The organism is Ureibacillus chungkukjangi, assembly GCF_003217295.1.
GTDB classification, from domain to species: Bacteria; Bacillota; Bacilli; order Bacillales_A; family Planococcaceae; genus Ureibacillus; species Ureibacillus chungkukjangi.
On record NZ_QJTJ01000009.1, the window covers coordinates 1 to 20,444 of the forward strand.

18 protein-coding genes are annotated in these 20,444 nt (G+C 37.3%); 4 read left to right on the plus strand and 14 right to left on the minus strand.

Features of this window, described 5'->3' with window-relative positions; all coding sequences use genetic code 11:
* Window positions 1-136: 136 nt before the first annotated feature.
* From BJ095_RS08570 to coxB, 4 genes are read right to left on the minus strand one after another with little or no spacing between them, the layout of a single operon-like run.
* Complete coding sequence (locus BJ095_RS08570; protein ID WP_107934922.1) at window positions 137-478, minus strand: cytochrome C oxidase subunit IV family protein; 342 nt, start codon at window positions 476-478, stop codon at window positions 137-139.
* 1 nt (window position 479) lies between these two features.
* Window positions 480-1,109 carry a cytochrome (ubi)quinol oxidase subunit III gene (locus tag BJ095_RS08575; RefSeq protein WP_107934923.1) on the minus strand — a complete coding sequence of 210 codons (630 nt, stop codon included), beginning with the start codon at window positions 1,107-1,109 and terminating at the stop codon, window positions 480-482.
* The gene (locus tag BJ095_RS08580) at window positions 1,109-3,004 is read right to left on the minus strand and encodes a cytochrome c oxidase subunit I (protein WP_107934924.1); all 1,896 of its coding nucleotides are present in this window, start codon (window positions 3,002-3,004) and stop codon (window positions 1,109-1,111) included. The genes BJ095_RS08575 and BJ095_RS08580 overlap by 1 nt, the downstream gene beginning before the upstream one ends.
* A gap of 38 nt (window positions 3,005-3,042) precedes the next feature.
* Window positions 3,043-4,113: a cytochrome c oxidase subunit II gene (coxB, locus tag BJ095_RS08585; protein ID WP_107934925.1), complete on the minus strand. Its 1,071-nt coding sequence runs from the start codon at window positions 4,111-4,113 to the stop codon at window positions 3,043-3,045.
* Window positions 4,114-5,352: 1,239 nt separating this feature from the next.
* Between coxB and BJ095_RS08590 the strand changes: the two genes are divergently transcribed.
* Window positions 5,353-6,279, plus strand: coding sequence for a COX15/CtaA family protein (locus BJ095_RS08590; protein WP_107934926.1), 927 nt, complete (start codon window positions 5,353-5,355; stop codon window positions 6,277-6,279).
* A 183-nt stretch (window positions 6,280-6,462) separates the two neighbouring features.
* Here the strand turns inward: BJ095_RS08590 and pyc are convergent, their stop codons facing one another.
* The 3 genes from pyc to BJ095_RS08605 form a co-directional block, all read right to left on the minus strand.
* A complete protein-coding gene (gene pyc / locus BJ095_RS08595; protein ID WP_107934927.1) occupies window positions 6,463-9,897 on the minus strand; it encodes a pyruvate carboxylase in 3,435 nt (1,144 codons plus the stop codon).
* An 11-nt stretch (window positions 9,898-9,908) separates the two neighbouring features.
* Complete coding sequence (locus tag BJ095_RS08600; RefSeq protein ID WP_107934928.1) at window positions 9,909-11,078, minus strand: FtsW/RodA/SpoVE family cell cycle protein; 1,170 nt, start codon at window positions 11,076-11,078, stop codon at window positions 9,909-9,911.
* Window positions 11,079-11,196: 118 nt separating this feature from the next.
* The gene (locus tag BJ095_RS08605; RefSeq protein ID WP_107934929.1) at window positions 11,197-11,478 is read right to left on the minus strand and encodes a YlaN family protein; all 282 of its coding nucleotides are present in this window, start codon (window positions 11,476-11,478) and stop codon (window positions 11,197-11,199) included.
* Between the two features lie 177 nt (window positions 11,479-11,655).
* Here BJ095_RS08605 and BJ095_RS08610 point away from each other — a divergent pair, with 177 nt between their 5' ends.
* Together BJ095_RS08610 and BJ095_RS08615 are read left to right on the plus strand one after the other, a co-directional pair.
* A complete protein-coding gene (locus tag BJ095_RS08610; protein WP_107934930.1) occupies window positions 11,656-12,156 on the plus strand; it encodes a hypothetical protein in 501 nt (166 codons plus the stop codon).
* Between the two features lie 14 nt (window positions 12,157-12,170).
* Window positions 12,171-12,374 carry a YlaI family protein gene (locus BJ095_RS08615; protein ID WP_107934931.1) on the plus strand — a complete coding sequence of 68 codons (204 nt, stop codon included), beginning with the start codon at window positions 12,171-12,173 and terminating at the stop codon, window positions 12,372-12,374.
* 45 nt (window positions 12,375-12,419) lie between these two features.
* On the opposite strand, the gene BJ095_RS08620 is transcribed toward BJ095_RS08615, so the two are convergent.
* The 6 genes from BJ095_RS08620 to typA all read right to left on the minus strand — a co-directional run bounded on the left by BJ095_RS08620 (window position 12,420) and on the right by typA (window position 19,089).
* The gene (locus BJ095_RS08620; protein ID WP_107934932.1) at window positions 12,420-13,214 is read right to left on the minus strand and encodes an ABC transporter permease; all 795 of its coding nucleotides are present in this window, start codon (window positions 13,212-13,214) and stop codon (window positions 12,420-12,422) included.
* Window positions 13,207-13,974 (minus strand): ABC transporter ATP-binding protein, encoded by a 768-nt coding sequence (locus tag BJ095_RS08625; RefSeq protein ID WP_107934933.1) that lies wholly within the window; start codon window positions 13,972-13,974, stop codon window positions 13,207-13,209. Before BJ095_RS08625 ends, BJ095_RS08620 begins: the two co-directional genes overlap by 8 nt.
* The gene (locus BJ095_RS08630; RefSeq protein WP_107934934.1) at window positions 13,975-14,973 is read right to left on the minus strand and encodes an ABC transporter substrate-binding protein; all 999 of its coding nucleotides are present in this window, start codon (window positions 14,971-14,973) and stop codon (window positions 13,975-13,977) included. It abuts the gene before it with no gap.
* Between the two features lie 109 nt (window positions 14,974-15,082).
* On the minus strand, window positions 15,083-16,336 hold the full coding sequence (locus BJ095_RS08635; RefSeq protein ID WP_107934935.1) for a Bcr/CflA family multidrug efflux MFS transporter: 1,254 nt from the start codon (window positions 16,334-16,336) through the stop codon (window positions 15,083-15,085).
* Between the two features lie 471 nt (window positions 16,337-16,807).
* Window positions 16,808-17,113: a YlaH-like family protein gene (locus BJ095_RS08645; protein ID WP_107935029.1), complete on the minus strand. Its 306-nt coding sequence runs from the start codon at window positions 17,111-17,113 to the stop codon at window positions 16,808-16,810.
* Window positions 17,114-17,247: 134 nt separating this feature from the next.
* On the minus strand, window positions 17,248-19,089 hold the full coding sequence (gene typA / locus BJ095_RS08650) for a translational GTPase TypA (RefSeq protein ID WP_107934936.1): 1,842 nt from the start codon (window positions 19,087-19,089) through the stop codon (window positions 17,248-17,250).
* A 143-nt stretch (window positions 19,090-19,232) separates the two neighbouring features.
* Between typA and BJ095_RS08655 the strand changes: the two genes are divergently transcribed.
* Entirely contained in the window at window positions 19,233-19,418 is a 186-nt protein-coding gene (locus tag BJ095_RS08655) for a DUF5325 family protein (protein ID WP_107934937.1), read from the plus strand.
* Window positions 19,419-19,558: 140 nt separating this feature from the next.
* Here the strand turns inward: BJ095_RS08655 and BJ095_RS08660 are convergent, their stop codons facing one another.
* Window positions 19,559-20,350, minus strand: a complete 792-nt coding sequence (locus BJ095_RS08660) for an inositol monophosphatase family protein (RefSeq protein ID WP_107934938.1) — start codon at window positions 20,348-20,350, stop codon at window positions 19,559-19,561.
* Between the last annotated feature and the right edge of the window lie 94 nt (window positions 20,351-20,444).

Consider the following 20,444-nt stretch of genomic DNA (forward strand, 5'->3'; position numbering starts at 1 on the left):
CGCCACGGACACCCTTGCTCTTGGCTAACCTCTACTTCTGTCTTCGGGGTTCGGGACTTACACCCTATAGTTCATGCGCATGCCGGGCGCACAAGAAAACAAGCCGCTCAAAAATGAGCGACTTGTTTTTATATTCTTACCACCAAATGATTGTTAAGAACGTTAAGAACATCGTAAATGCGATTACCGCACCAAACCATACAAATGTCGAAATAACACCCATGTGGCTTGCTTTTTTATCATCCATGTGCATGAAAGAATATAATTGTAATACAACTTGAACACCAGCTAAAAGCAGAATAACAGGTTTAATATAATAAGCTGAGAAATCTGCTACTACTACAGCAAATGCTAAGAATGTTAAGAAAATCATAATCGCAAAATTAATTACTTGCTTACGCATGTGAACAGCGTTGTGATGACGGTCATACTCAAACTGTTTTTTTGATTTTGCTTGAACTTGTGTATCGTGTCCCATATTATCCTAACACCCCCATCAAGTAAACTACAGTAAAGATGAATACCCAAATTACATCAATAAAGTGCCAGAAGATAGCAGCAGCATAGTATTTTGGAGCATTGTATAAGCTTAGTCCGCGTCTTGCATTACGAACCATTAAACAGATAATCCAAACTAAACCTACTACTACGTGCAATCCGTGCGTTCCTACTAAAGTAAAGAATGCAGATGAGAACGCAGAATGTGTGTAACCAAAACCAATGTGTACATAGTGATAGAACTCATAAATTTCTAGAGCAAGGAATCCAAGACCTAATAATACAGTAATACCCATCCAGATTTGAACGCCTTTGAAATTATGGTTTTTCAAATGATACATTGCATAAACAGAAGTTAATGATGATGTTAAAAGTAACATTGTCATTATAAATGCTAATGGTAACTCAAATAAGTTAGCAGCAGTGAATTCTGCACCCATACCTGCTGGACCTTTATCTTTTAAAGAAAGGTAAGTAGCAAATACACTGGCGAAAAGCGTAATATCACTACAAATGAAAATCCAAATTCCTACGAATTTATTTTTCCCTTCCATTGTTGCTTGTTCTGGCTTATCTGGCCAAGTTTGTGGGGTGAATTTTGTTTCTTCCATTATTTGTTACCCCCTTTTCCATAAAGCTCTTCTTCAGTTGCAATAACTTCTTCAACGTGTACATGGAAACCATGATCATCCTTCACAGAACGAACTATCATAGCACCAACAGTGATAGCTAAACCAAGAATCAATACTGGAATTGCCCATGGTTTGTCGCCATCTGGGTGATATAAAGCACCAAATGCTGCTACAAAAGTACCGATTGACATGATTAAAGGTAAAATTGAATTGTTAGGCATGTGAATGTCACCAAGTGGCTCTGCATAAATCATACCTTCTTCGTTACCATCATGCTTTTCTAACCAATATGGGTCATACCCACGTACAAGCGGTGTTTGTTTAAAGTTATAGAATGGTACTGGAGTTTTAATCGCCCACTCAAGTGAACGTCCATCTCCCCAGTAGTCGCGGCAATTTAATGGTTTTGATTTAGCACTCAAAATAATATTGATTACTAATAAGATTACACCAATTGCCATTAAGATAGCACCGATTGATGAGATAAAGTTAAATAAATCCCATCCTTGATTTGCTTGGTAAGTGAATACACGACGTGGCATACCCATTAAACCTAAGAAATGTTGAATGAAGAATGTACAGTGGAACCCGATAAAGAAGATCCAGAATGTCCAAACCCCTAATCTTTCGCTTAACGCACGGTTAAACATAATTGGCCAATAGAAGTGCATTGAACCAAAGATCGCTGTAACAATACCACCTACGATTACGTAGTGGAAGTGAGCAACGATAAAGTATGAATCGTGTAATTGATAGTCAAGTGGTGCAGCTGCCTGCATTACACCTGTTACCCCACCTGCTACGAATGATGGAATAAATCCTAATGCATATAGCATAGGTACTGTTACTTTTACTGAACCGCCCCAAATGGTCATAATCCAGTTAAATACCTTCATACCTGTAGGAACGGCAATAGCCATTGTTGCAACGGCAAAGATTGCATTAGCTGTAGCACCAAGTCCAGTTGTGAACATATGGTGGGCCCAAACCATGAATCCTAGGAAACCGATTAAGATTGTAGCGAATACCATTGAAGAGTATCCGAATAAACGTTTACGAGCAAATACCGGAATGATTTCAGAGAATAATCCGAATGCAGGTAAAACTAAGATATATACTTCAGGGTGACCGAAAATCCAGAATAAATGCTCCCAAATTACTGTGTTACCACCCATAGTATGGTCGAAGAAGTTTGCTCCGAACATACGGTCAACTAACATTAAGAATAAACCTACTGTTAATGGAGGGAATGCGAATAAAATTAATGCACTTGAAATTAATGAAGTCCAAGTAAATAATGGCATACGCATAAATGTCATACCAGGTGCACGCATAGTGATAATTGTTACGATAAAGTTAATACCTGAAATTAACGTACCAGCACCAGAAATTTGTAAACCTAATACATAAAAGTCAATACCATGTCCAGGTGAGTATATAGCTAATGACGCATAGTTTGTCCAACCAGCATCAGGTGCTCCACCTAAAAAGAATGATAAGTGTAAGAAGATTGCTCCTAAAAAGAACAACCAAAATCCTAAAGAGTTCAGGAATGGGAATGCAACGTCACGTGCACCAATCTGTAACGGTACGATAGCATTCATAAATCCAAATAGCAATGGTGTTGCTGCTAAGAATAGCATTGTCGTACCATGCATTGTTAATAATTCGTTAAAAGTACCGGCTGAAACAAAATCACTGTTTGGAATCATTAACTGAAGACGCATTAAAAGTGCTTCAAAACCTGCGATTGCAAAGAATAAAGTACCGGCAAATAGATACATTACGCCAAGTTTCTTATGATCGACAGTTGTTAAATAGTCCCATAGTGTTGCTCCGAAGCCCTTTTTATTGGAAACTGCGGCAGAGCTCACAACTTTAACCTCCTTCAAGTGTTACTATCTAGTTCAAATTATTCTTCAATAGACAAGCCCATGATGTAATCTGCAACTGCACTGATTTCTTCATCAGAAAGCTCACCATATTTACCAGTCATTAAGTTACCTGGTTTAATAGTTTCTGGATCATCAATCCATTGCTCTAAGTTTTCTTTCGTATGCTCAAGTACACCAGCAACACGATTACGATCACCAAATGTTGTTAAGTTTGGTCCCATAGCTCCAGTAGTACCTACGCCAGAAACTGCGTGACACATTAAACAGCTGTTAGCAAACGTTTGTTCACCAACGTCAGCTGAATCAGCAGAAGCTGTTTGTCCTTCAGTAGCTTGCATTGCTGCTACCCAATTATCGAAACCATCACGGTCAAGTACTTTAACTTTGAAGTCCATTAAAGCATGTGAAGGACCACAAAGCTCAGCACATTTACCATAGAATACGCCTTGCTCTAAACCTTCTGATTCTTCGTCAAATTGTAAATAGAATTTGTTAACGTTTTCAACGTTAGTATCCATTTTACCACCGACAGCTGGAATCCAGAATGAGTGTTTTACATCAGCAGCTTTTAAGTTAAAGTAAACTTTTTCACCAGTAGGAACAACAAGTTCTTGAGCTGTTACAATACCTTGTTCTGGATATTCAAATTCCCACCAATATAATTTTGCAGTAACATTTACTGTTAATGCAGTTTTGTTTCCTTCTTCATCTACCTCATCCATTGCTCTTACATCTGCAAGTTTATAAGTAGAAATTAAAGTTGGAACCGCAAGGATTAAAAGTAATACGATTGGAATTACTGTCCAAATTACTTCTAAAGTATGACTTCCTTCTACTTGTTTTGGCATGTAGTCTTCGCCTAATTTAGAACGGCGAGCCTTCATAAAAGCATACAAATAAAGAACTGATACTACTATTGTTACTAATGCCATAATTGCAATTGAGAATAATAGTAAATTAAATTGTTCTTTCCCCACTGCACCTGTTGGTTTAAGTGTTGTAATATAATCTTCACCACAGGCAGAAAGGAAAACTGTCATTACAGCTAACAGCGAGAAAAGACGCCATTTTTTAAGCCCTTTCATCATAGCTTATTTAACCCCTCTTTCTTTGTTGTATTTCATGTGTAACCAGGATATTGGTTTTTTAGTTCTATGTGAATCCCTTTTCAAAGAAGAATTCCAAAATGAAAAACACACACATACAAGATATTCTTAAAAATGAAAAAGCAGTTTTTCAAGAATCTCTTTCTGTGCTAAAACTTTTAACCGTCTAGAGCTAGCCAAGCATATTCAGTAGTGTAGCCAAAAATGATACAGCCTGTTCAAAATATTTCTATAAAAGTCACACTATAGACAGCCTTCATATTACCATAGTAATGTTACGTGGTTTCAACTTTTCTACAATAGCATTGGTATATATCCCGTTTGATATTCCTCAGTGCATTTATGATCTTAATGCTACAACTAAATGCTATAAAAAATATTAAATACATTTATTGAATATCAACAGTTATGTAGTAGTAATAAACCACTGTTCCCTCTTACTAATTACTTTAACCTCTTTGAATAGGACATTCGCTAGTTCCCCAAATAGTCACACATGTTGGCAACATGCATTGCCTGACATAACAAAACCTCACCTACAAATCATAAAAGTTAATTGATCTAAATGTCTCACTTTTCGTTTTCGTTGTTGATGAAAAACTGACTTTCTTCTTTTATTTCATACCTTGATAACAAACTGCTATAAAATGTGTTCATCAATCACCTAAATCCCAATTTTTAAAATCAACATGAGACTTAAGTATGAATTAAAAATTTGTAATAAGTGCAAGAAATTCATCTTAAAAAGCAAGTCGTCTTCGTTTTTTACAACTAACACATCAAGTTAAGAACAGGAGATCTGTATTCCTTTCATTTTTGTAAGCATATTTCGCTAACAATAACTATATCGAAATTTGTTCGTGATTTCTAGACATTAAGTTAAATTTCGATGAAGTTTGTCAAAAAGCAGGTTATGTTAACCAAATGTAATATGAACATCTCTATAGTAATGCATTTTACGGGAAGATTTGTGAATGTAATAGCACGAAATTATGAACAATTTGTGAAAACCCCTATGCTTCATGAAACCTTCTACTGTTTCAAGTTGTCTTTTATCTATTTATTCGCTATCATCATAAAAGCAGAGAAGCTTTTTACACTGAATGTAATATTTATTATTTTACCGTAACAGTGTTCGGAAAACATCGAATTTCACCTAATTGGGATAAATCGAGTTCTCCTAAATAAGCGTATTGATAGAAAAAGTAGGTGGCACATAATATGCAAGAAAAACAAAGTAAATTATTGAAGTGGATTGCTTTGGCTACAACAATCGGTATGTTGCTTATTCTTCTTGGTGGAGCCCTTGTTACAAAAACTGAAAGCGGTTTAGGCTGTGGTCGAAACTGGCCAGATTGTAATGGGTCCCTTATTCCAAAAGAAATAACAAAAGAAGTTTTAATAGAATTCTCACATCGTTTTGTTACAGGTTCTGTATCAATTCTTGTCTTAGCTTTAGTGATTGGAACTTGGCGTAAGCTTGGACATATTCGTGAAGTAAAGTTTTTAGGCGTTTTAGCAATTTTTTTCCTTGTAGCTCAAGCATTAATCGGGGCTGCTCAAGTTCTTTGGGGACAAGGTGACTTTATCCTCGCACTTCACTTTGGAATCTCATTAATATCATTTGCCAGTATTTTGCTACTTGCAATGATTGTATTCGAAGTAGATACCAAATTTGATGCCGATAAAGTATTCGTTGGTAAAAAACTAAAATGGCATACAATAGGCGTTTCATTATATTCTTATATCGTTGTTTATACAGGAGCTTTAGTTCGTCATACCCAATCTAGCTTAGTATGTACTGACTGGCCATTATGCAACAACGAAAATCCGTTTGCACTACCAAATAATCTGTATGAATGGGTTCAAATGGGGCACCGATTTGCAGTACTTTTAATTTTTATTTGGGTTACATATATTATGATTCATGCCATTAAGCAATATAAAAACCAGCGTGTAATTTATTGGGGCTGGATAGTAGCATTCCTTATCCTGTTGGCACAAATGACAACTGGTATGCTCATTATTTTCACAAAGCTTAATCTGTTGGTGTCATTACTTCACTCATTATTTATCTCGTGCTTGTTTGGTCTATTATGTTATATGATTTTACTAGTGTCACGCAGCAATTATAATGAGAAAAAATAAACAGTATTAGGTGTAGCGGATTATTCGCTACACTTTTTATTTTGTGTGATAAAGCGTTTTGATGAACGTACAGCCCGCTAAATTCCACTTCGCATTCAAGACTTGTCGAGACCTATTAATTAATTTCTTTCTATAGCACAAGCTAAAAAGGCAACGAGAGTTTCCCCCCGTTGCCCTTTTTGTCTATTCTAATTCAATTAGTAAATCGCCAGTCGAGATAGCATCTCCTGCCATTACGTGTACCTCTTTAACTACTCCATCCTTTGGAGCTTGAACCGTTGTTTCCATTTTCATAGCTTCTGTAATTAATAGGTGGTCTCCACGTTTTACTGGGCTACCTTTAGAAACTACAACTTTAAGAACTGTTCCTGGCATTGTTGCACCAATTTGATTTGGATTGCTTGGATCTGCTTTTAGTGATACATTTCCATCTACTTCTACAGTCATATCCTGGATTACTAATTCACGCGATTGACCGTTTAGCTCGAAGTACATAATACGAGTACCATCATGCTGTGGCTCACCAATTTCAATCAATTTAATAATTAAAGTTTTCCCTTTTTCGATTTCAACCTCGATTTCTTCCCCAAGCTTTAGACCATATAGGAATGTAGGTGTATCTAAAACCGAGATATCTCCAAATAGGTTTTGCGCTGTTACATAGTCTTCAAACACCTTAGGATATAAAGCATATGCCAATACATCCTGGTGTGAAGCAGGTCGACCAATTTTTTCTGTTAGCTCTTTTTCAAGTGCTTCAAAGTTAACCGGCTCCAGTAGCTCACCAGGTCTTACCGTAATTGCTTCACGATCCTTTAAAATTACCTTTTGTAATTCTTGAGGGAAGCCACCTGGAATTTGACCTAAATATCCCTGGAATAATTCAACAACTGAATCTGGGAAGTCAACTGTTAAACCGCGCTCGAAAATATTGTTTTCGTTTAAGTCATTTTGAACCATAAATAATGCCATGTCGCCAACTACCTTTGAAGAAGGCGTTACTTTCACGATATCACCGAATAATAGGTTCACTCGTGCATACATTTTCTTCACTTCATCCCAGCGATCACCTAAACCTACTGCTTTCGCTTGCTGCTGAAGATTACTGTATTGTCCTCCTGGCATTTCATGTACATAAATTTCTGAATGCGGGCTATTCATGCCACTTTCAAAGTCACTATAAAACGTACGAACATCCTGCCAATAAGTCGATAATTCCTCAAGTGCATTAATATCAGCACGAACTTCACGCTTTGTGCCCTTCATAGCATAATACAATGAGTTCGCACTTGGTTGAGAAGTTAAGCCGGACATTGAACCAAGAGCTGTATCAATAATATCTACACCAGCCTCAATTGCTTTAGCATACGTATAGATACCGTTCCCACTAGTATCATGTGTATGAAGATGGATTGGTAGTTCAGTAGCTTCCTTCAATTCAGAAATCAAACGATAAGCTGCTTCTGGTTTTAGTAATCCAGCCATGTCTTTAATTGCTAAAATATGAGCTCCAGCAGCCTCTAATTCTTTTGCCATATCTTTATAGTACTGAACAGAATACTTCGCACGAGAATCATCTAAAATGTCTCCCGTATAGCAAATTGCTGCTTCTGCAATTTTTCCTGTTTGACGCACTTCATCAATCGCAACTTCCATCCCTTTAATCCAGTTTAAGCTATCGAAAATTCTGAAAACATCGACTCCAGAAGAGGCTGATTCTTTGATAAATTCACGAATTAAATTATCTGGATAGTTTTTATAGCCTACTGCATTTGCTCCTCGTAAAAGCATTTGGAATAGCACGTTTGGCATTTGTTCACGTAATTTTTCTAGGCGGGCCCATGGATCTTCTTTTAAGAATCGGTAGGCTACATCAAATGTTGCCCCTCCCCATAATTCAAACGAGAAGAAATCATTTAGCATGCGGGCATTGTAATCTGCAATTTGGTACATATCCTGTGAACGAACACGAGTAGCTAATAATGACTGGTGCGCATCACGGAAGGTTGTATCCGTTAACAATACTTCTTTTTGTTCTTTTACCCATGAAATAAGACCCTCTGCTCCACGCTCATCTAAAATTTGCTTGGTACCTGGCTGGATTTCAGATTTTAAATCAAATTTCGGTTTATTTGGTTGAGCTAAAATCGGCTTAGAACGTTTTTCAACGCCCGGGAATCCATTTAGCGTTACATTCCCAATGTAGTTTAAAACCTTTGTTCCTCTGTCTTTGCGAACAGGGAAGTTAAATAATTCAGGAGTCGTGTCGATAAAGCTAGTATCAAACACTCCTGATATAAAGTTATCGTGAAGTACCACGTTTTCTAAAAATGGAATATTTGTTTTAACGCCACGAATACGGAATTCTCGTAAATTACGGTGCATTTTCGCCGACGCTTCTTTAAATGTCATACCCCATGTTGAAATTTTAACAAGTAAAGAATCGTAATACGGTGTTACTACAGCGCCCTGGAATCCATTTCCAGCATCTAAACGTACGCCAAAGCCACCACTTGAACGGTAAACCATTAGCTTACCAGTATCTGGCATGAAATCGTTTGCTGGATCCTCTGTTGTTACACGTGATTGAATCGCATAACCGAATAGTGGGATTTCGCTTTGTTTTGGAATACCAATTTCCTCTGAATGAATATAATGACCCTCAGCAATTTTAATTTGGGCATGAACGATATCAATTCCCGTAATCATTTCTGTGATTGTATGCTCTACCTGAATTCTAGGGTTTACTTCAATAAAGTAAAACTCATTACCTGAAACTAAAAACTCAACAGTACCTGCATTTATGTACTCTACATTTTTCATCAATTGTACAGCAGCATCACAGATTCGATTTCGAAGCTCATTTGAAATTGAATTTGATGGGGCAATTTCCACTACCTTTTGGTGACGTCTTTGAATCGAGCAATCACGCTCGTAAAGGTGAACAATATTGCCTGAAGTATCTCCCAAAATTTGTACTTCAATATGCTTCGGTTTAATAATTGCTTTTTCTACATACACTTCGTCCGAGCCAAAAGCAGCCTTTGCTTCAGACTTTGCTCGTTCATAGCTAGAAGCCAGCTCATCCTGTGAATGAACAAGTCGCATACCACGACCGCCACCACCTAGTGCAGCCTTAATCATTAATGGATAGCCATGAGTTTCTCCAAATTCTATTACCTCATCGATACTAGAAACGGGACCATCTGTTCCTGGAATAACAGGAATTTTTGCAGCTATCGCTTGCTCTCTTGCTTTTACCTTGTCACCAAACATATCTAAATGCTCGGAAGTAGGACCGATAAAGATAATTCCTTCTTCCTCACAGCGTCTAGCAAATTCAAGATTTTCTGATAAGAAGCCATATCCAGGGTGAATAGCATCAACATTTGCTTGCTTTGCGATTTCAATGATTCCTTCGATATCTAAGTAAGCATCAATCGGTTTTTTACCTTCCCCAACTAGGTAGGACTCATCCGATTTGTAACGATGATATGAACCACTATCTTCCCTTGAGTAAATTGCAACAGTTTTAAGCTTTAATTCGTTACATGCACGAAAAATACGGATTGCAATTTCTCCACGGTTTGCAACTAAAATTTTGTTAATTTTTTTCACAATGATTCCCCCTATAACTTCTTCTCAAGCTTGACATACATGGAAACATTCACTAATATTCCCATCGCAAAAGATAATAATAATATAGATGTTCCGCCATAACTGATAAATGGTAGCGTAACACCGGTTAACGGGATAAGACCCGATAATCCCCCAAGGTTTACAAAAGATTGAACAGCGATCCAGCTGCCGATACCGGCTGCTATCATTCTAGCAAGTGGATCCTTAGTTTTTAGAGCAATAGTTAGCGCTCTAAATATGATAAATCCTAAACCACCTAATACAATTATTACTCCTAAAATCCCTAGCTCTTCAGCGATAATTGCCATGATGAAATCCGTTTGAGGTTCGGGTAAATAGCCTAGCTTTTGAACAGATTGACCTAAGCCAACCCCCTCGAGGCCGCCAGAGCCAATTGCAATATATCCATTAATCACCTGATAACTGGAGCCGCTTTCATATTCAAACGGGTTTAAAAATGATTTAATACGGCCCATCCTGTTTTCAGTAAGGATTTCATTTCCCTTCACTAATATGATTAGGCCAATAAGGGCTGACCCAAATCCTATTATCACTGTGAAGAACTTGATAAACTTCTTAAATTGGATACCGCTAGCTGCAACTACAGCTACCGCTATACCCGATAATATTAATACAGCACCTAAATCGGTTTCTGTCCCAACAAACATAATAATAATCAACCAAACAATTATTGGATATACAATATTATTTGGCTCTAAGTTTTCCATAGGGTTGTTTAAGCTTTTTCTATAAAAAGCACCCGCAAAATACAAGATTATAAATAGTTTAGCAAATTCAGAGGGCTGGAAGTTCATTAGCCCAAATGGGTTAATCCAGCTTTTTGCTCCACCAGCATCTATTCCATCAATTTTTACCCATGCTAGTAAAACAAAAACCATTAAAGTCAATATTTGCATTATTCTTTTGTTACTGAAATGCTTATAGGGGATAAACGCACCTACTATAAATGCAAAAGCCGCAATGCATAAGTTCAACAGCTGCTTTCGATAGAAGTATGTAGGTGTACCATCCTCGTTGACGATACTGACCATAATACTCGAGCTATAAATCATGACAAGTCCAAATAGACATAAGAACAAATAAGTAAAGAACAAAGGATAATCAAAATTCCTCACATAATAATTTAGATATTTTCTCATTTTCAATTCCCCATCTTTGTTAGAAACCATTTAGTACTACTAAACTTAGTTTCCCCATTTGCAGATAAGCTCATCTGTAAAAAAAACTCAAATCGCCAAAATGCGTTTGAGTTTTAAATTATTTGTTTGTATACGCTTCATGTAACAAGGAAAGTTCTTTTTCTAATGTATCTAGAATTTCTTTTCCTCGTTCACGATCGATTAATCCAAGCTTTACGGCAAAATCAATCTCACGTGATAAGCCAAACATTTGAGTATCTAATACTTCTTCATATAAAGGACATGATGGCATTGTTAAATGATCCATTTGAACTTTTATTAAACGTGCAATTTTATCTGCATCCATTAGCAGTAATTCCAAAGCTTGTTCCTGGTAGGAAGCTTGTGATTTCGTATCCATGAGGACGCCCCCATCATTTGAATTTCTTCTATTCTATCTTATTAAAGTTTATCTTTTAGCTGGTAAAAATGCAAGTGTCTACATATGAAAAGGTAACTTTTGATTTATATTTCTTTATTAATTGCTATAAGTAGCGTTATACTAAAATGGATATATAGATTTAGGGGGACTTTTGCAATGGAAAGTATTATACCAGTTAAAGGTGCAGTTAAATATAAAATCACACTAGATCCAACAGTTTGGATTTTTGATGATCGTCGAATAGATTTAAAAACTTTCTTCCTGGAAAAACAAGAGACCGAGGATGAGGATTTAAAATATCTTTTAAATACAGGCAGACATTGGTCTCGTGAAATTATGGAGGGGGCAACATTTCCTCCGACCTTAAAAACAGAAAGAAAATTCGATCGCCAAGGCATGAAGACTGGGACATTTGGAATGGAAATTAAATATTTCCTAAAAAATGCTGAGCTCGAGGAGCATGCTAAGCAAGTTGTATTCGAATTAATGGATGGTCAGGAAGTAGCCTTTTCTATCGAAGAAGCAAATACTATCATCTTTAAATATAGTCAGGATGGCAAACCAATTACTGATGGCGGTCCTGTACACCTATTATTTGCAGATGGATCAAATGTAGATAATCCTATTAAAAATATTGCAGCTATTCGAGTTGACTAATAGGAGGCAATTGTATGCGAGTCAAATGTGTAATTTGTGATTCAATTAACGAGCTTGATGATGATTTACCATTAGCAAAGAAATTACGTAATCGACCGATTCACACATATACGTGTCCAGAATGCTATGGTCGTATTGCCGCAAATACAGAAAAAAGGTTAGCAACTGGAAATTTCCGTTTCTTCCGTACTTCTTCACCAATTGACGAAGAATTCTAGTACAAAAAAATCCTTGAACTTTAAAATGAGTTCAAGGATTTTATTTTATTCACTTTTAATAAGCTTCTTTTCGAGCAGTTCAACTAGCTGATACATGATTGTAGCGAAAACCGCAATTATCAGTAGTGACATCAGAACTAGGTTGAAGTTAAATACTTGGAAGCCGTAGATGATTAAATATCCAAGCCCTTTCGACGATACCAAGAACTCCCCTACTATAACCCCGACCCAAGATAAGCCGACGTTCACTTTTAAGGTAGAGATAATCGTTGGAAAAGATGAAGGCAAGATCGCTTCTTTGAACATTTGAGAGCGGGATGCATTAAAGGTTTGCAATACTTTTAGATAATTAGCATCCACATTTCTAAATGCAGTATAGATTACGATTGTAGAAATAATGACAGATATAATAGCCCCCATCGTAATAATAGAGCCCATACCAGGTCCCATCGCCACAATCAAAATCGGTCCAAGAGCTACCTTTGGCATTGAATTTAATATAACTAAATATGGATCTAACACCTTCGATAAAAATGGCGACCACCATAGAATCGCAGCTAATATCGCACCTAGCAAAGTACCGAGTATAAACCCTAATACCGTTTCAAATAGGGTATAGCTGATATGCACCAAAATGGAGCCATCTGCAATATTGTCTATAAGTAAATTCATTACCTTTGAAGGTGAACTAAAGATTAATGGGTCAATCCATCTAAAGCGAGATGCCGTTTCCCATAATCCAAAGAATGCAATAAGGATTAACAGCTGGTAGAATCGAACCCATCTTTTTTCTTTTCTAAGAGATTGAAGAAATTGTTCATGCAGTTTTTGATTATTCAAGGCTTTCAAGCTCCTTCCATATCGTTTGGAAAAGGGAGGAATAGCTTGAATGTGCTCTTGCTTCAAAAGGTGTCAGGGTCCTTAATTCCTCAGGAACAAGGAAGGTTTGATGCAGCTTGCCGGGACGTGCCGAGAAAAGAAAAATCCGATCACTCATGGCAATGGCTTCACCAATATCATGAGTAACCAGAACCGCTGTTTTTCCATATTCTTTTAGCTTGTTGGACACTAGATCCTCGAGCTTTAATTTTGATTGGTAATCGAGAGCTGAAAAAGGCTCATCTAGCAAAAGAATCTTCGGATCCACTGCAAGGGTTCTAGCTAGTGCTACCCTTTGTCGCATCCCACCTGATAGCTCTCTTGGATACTTTTTTTCCACAGGTGGTAAGCCGACATCACTCAAAAGACTGGAGGCTACATTTGTGAAGCTTTTTTTCTCCTGCTTTAAGAGCTTCAAGCCAAGCGTGATATTCTCTTCGATTGTTTTCCATGGGAACAGATAATCCTGCTGCAGCATATAGCCAATCGACAAATCCTTATTTCCATAAACCTCTTGATTTTCAATGTGTACTGAGCCTGAAGTTGGTTCAAAAAGACCAGCAATGATGGAAAGAAGGGTTGTTTTACCACAGCCACTAGGCCCGATAAAGGAAACAAATTCTCCTTTATCTATTGTTAGATTAATATCCTGTAGGGCCTCAGTTGCTGCTTCTTTAGAAAAATACGTATGGTGGACGTTGCTGACACTTAGAAAAGACATCTACTCCACGACCTTCTCCGCAAACGTCGTATCTACTAATTCGTTATAATCCATACGTTTTGGTAATTCGCCAGCCTCATCCATAATATCTTGCAGGTTGTTCCACTCTTCTTCATCTAAGATAGGGTCCTTTGCAAAGGATTCCTGCTCACGATAACGTTCTACTACAGTAGCAATCAACTCAACATCTGTATCTTCAAAGAATGGCTGAAGTGCTTCTGCCACTTCCATTGCTGAGGCTTCGTATACGAAATCCTGAGCTTTCTTCAATGCTCTTGTAAACTTCTCGATTGTTTCTGGATCTTCTTTCATAAAGCTATCCTTCGCCATAAATACCGTATACGGCAAATGACCAGACTCAGTACCAAAGGAAGCTACAATGTGACCTAACCCTTCCGCTTCAAAAACACTTGCAGTTGGTTCGAATAATTGAACATAATCTCCAGTGCCTGAAGCAAAGGCTGTAGATATATTGGCAAAATCAATATTTTGAATTAACTCTAAATCCGCGTGTGGATCAATGCCATTCTTCTTCAACACAAATTCTCCAGCCATTTGTGGCATTCCACCCTTACGCTGACCGAGGAATGTAGATCCTTTTAGCATATCCCAAGAAAAGTCTTCAATTTCTTCTCGAGCCACTAAGAAAGTACCGTCTGTCTGAGTTAACTGTGCAAAGTTTTTAATCGGATCATTGGCCCCTTGAGCAGACACATAAATTGAAGTTTCCGAGCCGACTAGTGCAATATCAATTCCACCAGATAACAAAGCCGTCATTGTTTTGTCTCCACCAGCGATTGTAGATAATTCTATGTTTAACCCCTCTTCTTCAAAGAAGCCCTGAGTAATAGCTACATATTGAGGTGCGTAGAAAATGGAGCGAGTAACCTCGCCAATTTTTACCGTTTGAAGCTCATCTGAATCATTACACGCTGCTATAAGAAGGACCGACAGACTTGCTATAATAACCAAAAGACTAGACTTCACCCATTTTTTCAATGCTCCAACCTCCCCTTTTCGTACTATTCGTACTTGTTTATCAAGAGTAGATTATGCCATTTGGGAAAAATGTGTGAATACCTAGAAATCCAAAAAATACATCGTCCTTTTAGTTAGTTTTCTTATCTAAGAATAAACCTTTGTCTGGCGCTATCACTAACACAAAATAGATTAGTAGAGCACAAAATGTACTTATAGCAATAACAAGCCCCATTGGAATAGCTGTGAGACTTCCTCCGAGCCCTACAAGAGGTGTAGCAATCGCTCCAAGGCCCATCTGCGCTAAACCGATAAAGGCAGAGGCACTTCCCGCATTCTTCCCTTGTCTTTGCATCGCTAAAGATGTACTGGCAGGCGCAACTAACCCTACACTTGAAACAACAAAGAATAATGGTATTAATATCCCGATTAGTCCTAAATCAAGCTGGATCATTATAAATAGAGCCAAGCCTGCTAAAAAAGCTTGCGACAAACCGAAGATAAGCAGCTTCTTCTCCCCTACTGTTCGGCTAAGTCTTGAAGAAATCTGGGAAGCTGTAACAATACCAATACTATTGATAGCAAAAACTAGACCAAAAGCCTGTGGAGAAATACCGTAAATATCCTGTAATACAAAGGGTGACCCAGATATATATGCAAACATTCCAGTAAAAACAAAGCCAGATGCCAAACAATAGCCCATGAATACTCGATCCTTCAGCATCATTCCCATGGAGGAAACAGTTTGTTTTATTCCACCAGTTTGTCGTTTTTCAAAAGGTAAGCTTTCTGTTAGTTTAAAAATGACGCCAAGTAAAATTCCAGCACCGATAATACTTAAAATCACAAAAATCCCTTGCCAGCTAGTAAACCTCAGTACTTGCCCACCAACAGTAGGTGCAATAATTGGTGCAATACTGTTTACGAGCATTAGAAGTGCAAAAAACTTTGTCATTTCATAACCCGTATAGTAATCCCGTACAATTGCTCGAGATATGACGATACCTGTTGCACCTGCTAGCCCCTGTATCAACCTCAGCAAGCATAATACAACGATTGAAGATGTAAAGGCACATAAAATAGAAGCAACGATAAATACAGTCATCCCTATGATTAATGGTTTTCGGCGTCCATAGCCATCACTTAGTGGTCCAGAGATTAACTGTCCTAAAGCAAGACCAAGTAAGCAAAACATTAGACTTAGCTGCACAGCAGATGCGCTAGTATTTAAATCAGAGGCCAAGGTAGGTAAAGCTGGAAGGTACATATCCATAGAGAATGGTGCCAGTGCTGACAGGAATCCCAGCACAAAAATCCTTCCAACTTGCTTTTTCTTTTTAGTGTTTACCTCTATAGGTAGCTGATTTTCCACATTTAAGGTCATTCTCTTTCTTCCCATGCGTTCGTTTTTTATTTTGCTCTGTTACGGTAAATTATTGAATTTTAAGTTGGTATGAGAGAGATTTCATAGCGGTAGAATTTTCGGTAATTTTTAACTGAAAGCCTCTCGAAGCCTATACAAGCAAAAAATTTCCGCTTAATTGCTTAAAATTTATGAAAATCCAAGGATTTAGCCACTTTAAAAGAAATAACTTCCTTTTTACATTATAAAATGAGTTTCTGCCAATTTTGGAGGGATTTCTCCTTTTATTTCCATCGATACTCATACCAACACTAAAGAGGTGACAGAGTCTTTCAACTTTTAGATTACCATTATTTACTATGTATTTCCTATACAAATTACCCTTCAATTTCAGGTGATTCTTAGTTGAAATTTTACCGATAACAAAAAGAGGCGACAGACAAAAGTCGTAAATTTCACAACCCTTGTTGTCAGCCTCTTATTAGCTAAATCCTAAGATGCGGCTCTTTTCTCTTCTCTTTTTTCGCGCCATAAGCGTGTCTTATAAAGAATCAAGATTAAAGCAGCAACTATTAAACCTTCGATCATCGGTAAGAAAAGTGCTAAAAACGTTAAAACCATACATCCAATAAATAGGAATACATAAATAATGATATTTTGTACTAATTTTAAATCATTTTTAGCGAACCCAAGCTTATAAACAATTGCAGATAAGATAAAAATCAAGAAAAATGTTACGTATCCAGCAACAGTATAGTTTGGTAAGCTTTCATAAAGATATCGAGTGATACCTGACATACGTCCAAATACAAAGGCCGTTTCACCCGTAGTAGTAGGTGCGGATGCTTGAATATAATTTAGTGTCCCAAACAAGTTCAACTTATACAACACCTTTCAAAATTCCAGCAAACAAAAAACGAAAAACTTAACTATTACTCAGCGAATTTTTTCTTTTTCGCTTGTTTTTCACGTTCGTTTTTATCTAGAACTTGTTTACGTAAACGGATAGATTCAGGTGTTACTTCTAAGTACTCATCTTCATCTAAGAATTCTAGTGCTTCTTCAAGCGTTAAAATACGAGGACGTTTAATAACGTTCGTTGCATCTTTTGTTGCTGAACGTACATTTGTTTTTTGTTTCATTTTTGTAATGTTAACCGTAATATCGTTGTCACGGTTGTTTTCACCAACGATCATACCTTCGTAAATTTCAGTACCTGGTTCAACAAATAGTGTACCACGGTCTTCAATTTGCATCATTCCATAAGTAGTTGCTTTTCCTGTTTCCATAGAAACAAGTGCACCTTGGTGACGCCCACCTACACGGCCTGCAACTACTGGCTGATAAGAATCAAACGTATGGTTAATGATACCGAAACCTTTTGTTAATGACATGAATTCAGTTGTATAACCGATTAATCCACGAGCTGGAACCATGAAGATTAAACGAACTTGTCCGTTTCCTTCATTGATCATATCCAACATTTCACCTTTACGGTTACCAAGAGATTCGATAATTGAACCAACGCTGTCTTCAGGAACATCGATTTGTACGCGTTCAATTGGTTCTGATTTTACGCCATCAATTTCACGAATGATTACTTGTGGTTTAGACACTTGTAATTCATAGCCTTCACGACGCATGTTTTCGATTAAGATCGATAAGTGAAGCTCACCACGACCTGATACGATCCAAGCATCTGGTGAATCTGTATCTTCTACACGTAGAGATACGTCTGTTTGTAATTGAGAACGAAGACGCTCTTCAATTTTTCTTGAAGTAATCCATTTTCCTTCGCGACCTGCGAATGGAGAGTTATTTACTAAGAAAGTCATTTGTAAAGTAGGCTCGTCGATACGTAATGGTGTTAACGCCTCTTGGTGCTCTACTGGACAAACTGTTTCACCAACGTTGATTTCTTCCATACCCGATACGGCAATTAAATCACCAGAGTATGCTTCTTGGATTTCTTCGCGTTTTAAACCGAAGAAACCAAAGATTTTAGTTACACGGAAGTTTTTCACAGAGCCATCAAGTTTCATAAGTGCTACTTGTTGACCTACATGGATTTTCCCGCGGAATACACGACCAATACCAATACGTCCAACGAAGTCATTATAGTCAAGTAATGCTACTTGGAATTGTAATGGCTCTTCAGTTGTATCTTGTGGTGCTGGGATATGCTCGATAATTGATTCAAATAATGATTTCATATTTTCTTCTTGTTTAGATGGGTCTGAATCTAAAGAAGCAGTACCATTTACACCAGAAGCAAATACTACAGGGAATTCTAATTGATCTTCGTCAGCACCTAATTCGATAAGTAAGTCAACTACTTCGTCAACTACCTCGTCAGGACGAGCTGAATCTTTATCCACTTTGTTTACTACAACAATTGGTGTTAATTTTTGTTCTAATGCTTTTTTCAATACAAAGCGTGTTTGAGGCATACAACCTTCATATGCATCAACTACTAGTAAAACGCCATCTACCATTTTTAAGATACGTTCTACTTCTCCACCGAAATCAGCATGTCCAGGTGTATCAAGGATATTAATTCTTGTACCTTCATAGTTTACAGCTGTATTTTTAGCAAGGATTGTAATCCCGCGTTCACGTTCGATATCATTTGAGTCCATTGCACGTTCTTCTACATGTTCATTTGTACGAAAAGTTCCTGATTGCTTTAACAATTGGTCTACTAATGTTGTTTTCCCATGGTCAACGTGGGCGATAATTGCGATATTGCGTATATCTTCGCGTAACTTTGTCATTATTCCACTCCATATTCTTTTTTCATATGATTAACTGTGTTATTATAGCACAAGAAGTTCATATTGTCTTTTCATGTTTTTTTACAATTCGACAATATTGTAGATTATTCCATTATACATACATACTAAGGAGGCATATTTCCATGAATAAAGCGAAAGCTGTCATGTTTATTTTTGCGGTCGCTGCGATGTTATCCATGATTTCTATCGGGTATGCAATTGCAGCAAAAACAGTACTCGGAGCGATTGCAGGTCTTGTCGCATTATGCGCTGTAATGTTCATCGGGTTCAAGATGAAACGTAAATTCCGTGAACAAAATCTATTATAAAGCAATACATTTAGACTGCCACATGTAAATGAATTAATTCATATGTAAAACACGATTTTGTTGAAGTTTTTTAACAAATCGTGTTTTTTTCTAAATAAAAAGTAGAAAACAAATGCTGAATTTGCCTTCTACTCTTGATTTTATTTTTCTTCGATATAATTTTTTAAAATTTCTTGGTGGATGGATGGGTTCGCGATGATGAAAGTATCCTGTGCTAATAAGCTAGAAGGCTCCCCTTTTAAATTTGTCGCAATTGCCCCTACTTCTTTAGCAATTATTGTTCCTCCACCAATATCCCAAGGAGACAGCCTCATGGAAATATAAGCATCTAATTTGCCGCTGACCACAAAGGCAATTTCCATCGCAGCTGACCCATAGGATCTTGTTCCTCTTACTTTATGAACCAATTCAATCATCTTCTCGTGGTTTACACGTCTATTCGGTGCAATCCAGCTAGCGTTTATTCCAATGACAGCTTCCTCTAAAGGCAGGGGATTTAGCCTCCTTAATGGGGAATCATTATACCATGCACCCTCCCCTTCGATAGCATAAAACAAATCCTCTCTCATCACATCTAATATGTACCCAAGCTTTCCTATACCGTCTACAAAAAAACCGATTGTAATCATGAAATGGCGATGCTGCTTCACGAAATTCATAGTTCCATCGATTGGGTCGATAATCCAAACTGAACCATCTAAAGATTCAATTCCTTCCCCCATTCCTTCTTCTCCTAAAATTTTATGGTTAGGATTAAAGGCTTTGATTTTATCGATAAAAAACAATTCCGTTTCTCGATCTATATTAGTCACTAGATCATTCGCATCTGCTTTTGTCTCAACCTTAATATCATAAGAGAAGGCATCCCTAATTCTCTTTCCTGCTTCAAAAATAATATCCTTGGCAAACTGGTCTATTTCACGTAAATCCACTTAACCCCCACCTATCCCTATTCATCGTTACTAGGTGTTATCTATATAAGAGACACCCAATTATTCGAAAAATTCTTTATTTATCCATTAGTAT

What these genes read in the sequence shown, in the direction of transcription:
- BJ095_RS08655 (WP_107934937.1), top strand. Translation starts at nt 19,233, where the DNA reads ATGAATAAAGCGAAAGCTGTCATGTTTATTTTTGCGGTCGCTGCGATG.
- BJ095_RS08610 (WP_107934930.1), top strand. Translation starts at nt 11,656, where the DNA reads ATGGAAAGTATTATACCAGTTAAAGGTGCAGTTAAATATAAAATCACA.
- BJ095_RS08615 (WP_107934931.1), top strand. Translation starts at nt 12,171, where the DNA reads ATGCGAGTCAAATGTGTAATTTGTGATTCAATTAACGAGCTTGATGAT.
- BJ095_RS08605 (WP_107934929.1), bottom strand. Translation starts at nt 11,478, where the DNA reads ATGGATACGAAATCACAAGCTTCCTACCAGGAACAAGCTTTGGAATTA.
- BJ095_RS08590 (WP_107934926.1), top strand. Translation starts at nt 5,353, where the DNA reads ATGCAAGAAAAACAAAGTAAATTATTGAAGTGGATTGCTTTGGCTACA.
- BJ095_RS08645 (WP_107935029.1), bottom strand. Translation starts at nt 17,113, where the DNA reads ATGTCAGGTATCACTCGATATCTTTATGAAAGCTTACCAAACTATACT.
- BJ095_RS08625 (WP_107934933.1), bottom strand. Translation starts at nt 13,974, where the DNA reads ATGTCTTTTCTAAGTGTCAGCAACGTCCACCATACGTATTTTTCTAAA.
- BJ095_RS08570 (WP_107934922.1), bottom strand. Translation starts at nt 478, where the DNA reads ATGGGACACGATACACAAGTTCAAGCAAAATCAAAAAAACAGTTTGAG.
- BJ095_RS08635 (WP_107934935.1), bottom strand. Translation starts at nt 16,336, where the DNA reads ATGACCTTAAATGTGGAAAATCAGCTACCTATAGAGGTAAACACTAAA.
- coxB (WP_107934925.1), bottom strand. Translation starts at nt 4,113, where the DNA reads ATGATGAAAGGGCTTAAAAAATGGCGTCTTTTCTCGCTGTTAGCTGTA.
- BJ095_RS08575 (WP_107934923.1), bottom strand. Translation starts at nt 1,109, where the DNA reads ATGGAAGAAACAAAATTCACCCCACAAACTTGGCCAGATAAGCCAGAA.
- BJ095_RS08600 (WP_107934928.1), bottom strand. Translation starts at nt 11,078, where the DNA reads ATGAGAAAATATCTAAATTATTATGTGAGGAATTTTGATTATCCTTTG.
- typA (WP_107934936.1), bottom strand. Translation starts at nt 19,089, where the DNA reads ATGACAAAGTTACGCGAAGATATACGCAATATCGCAATTATCGCCCAC.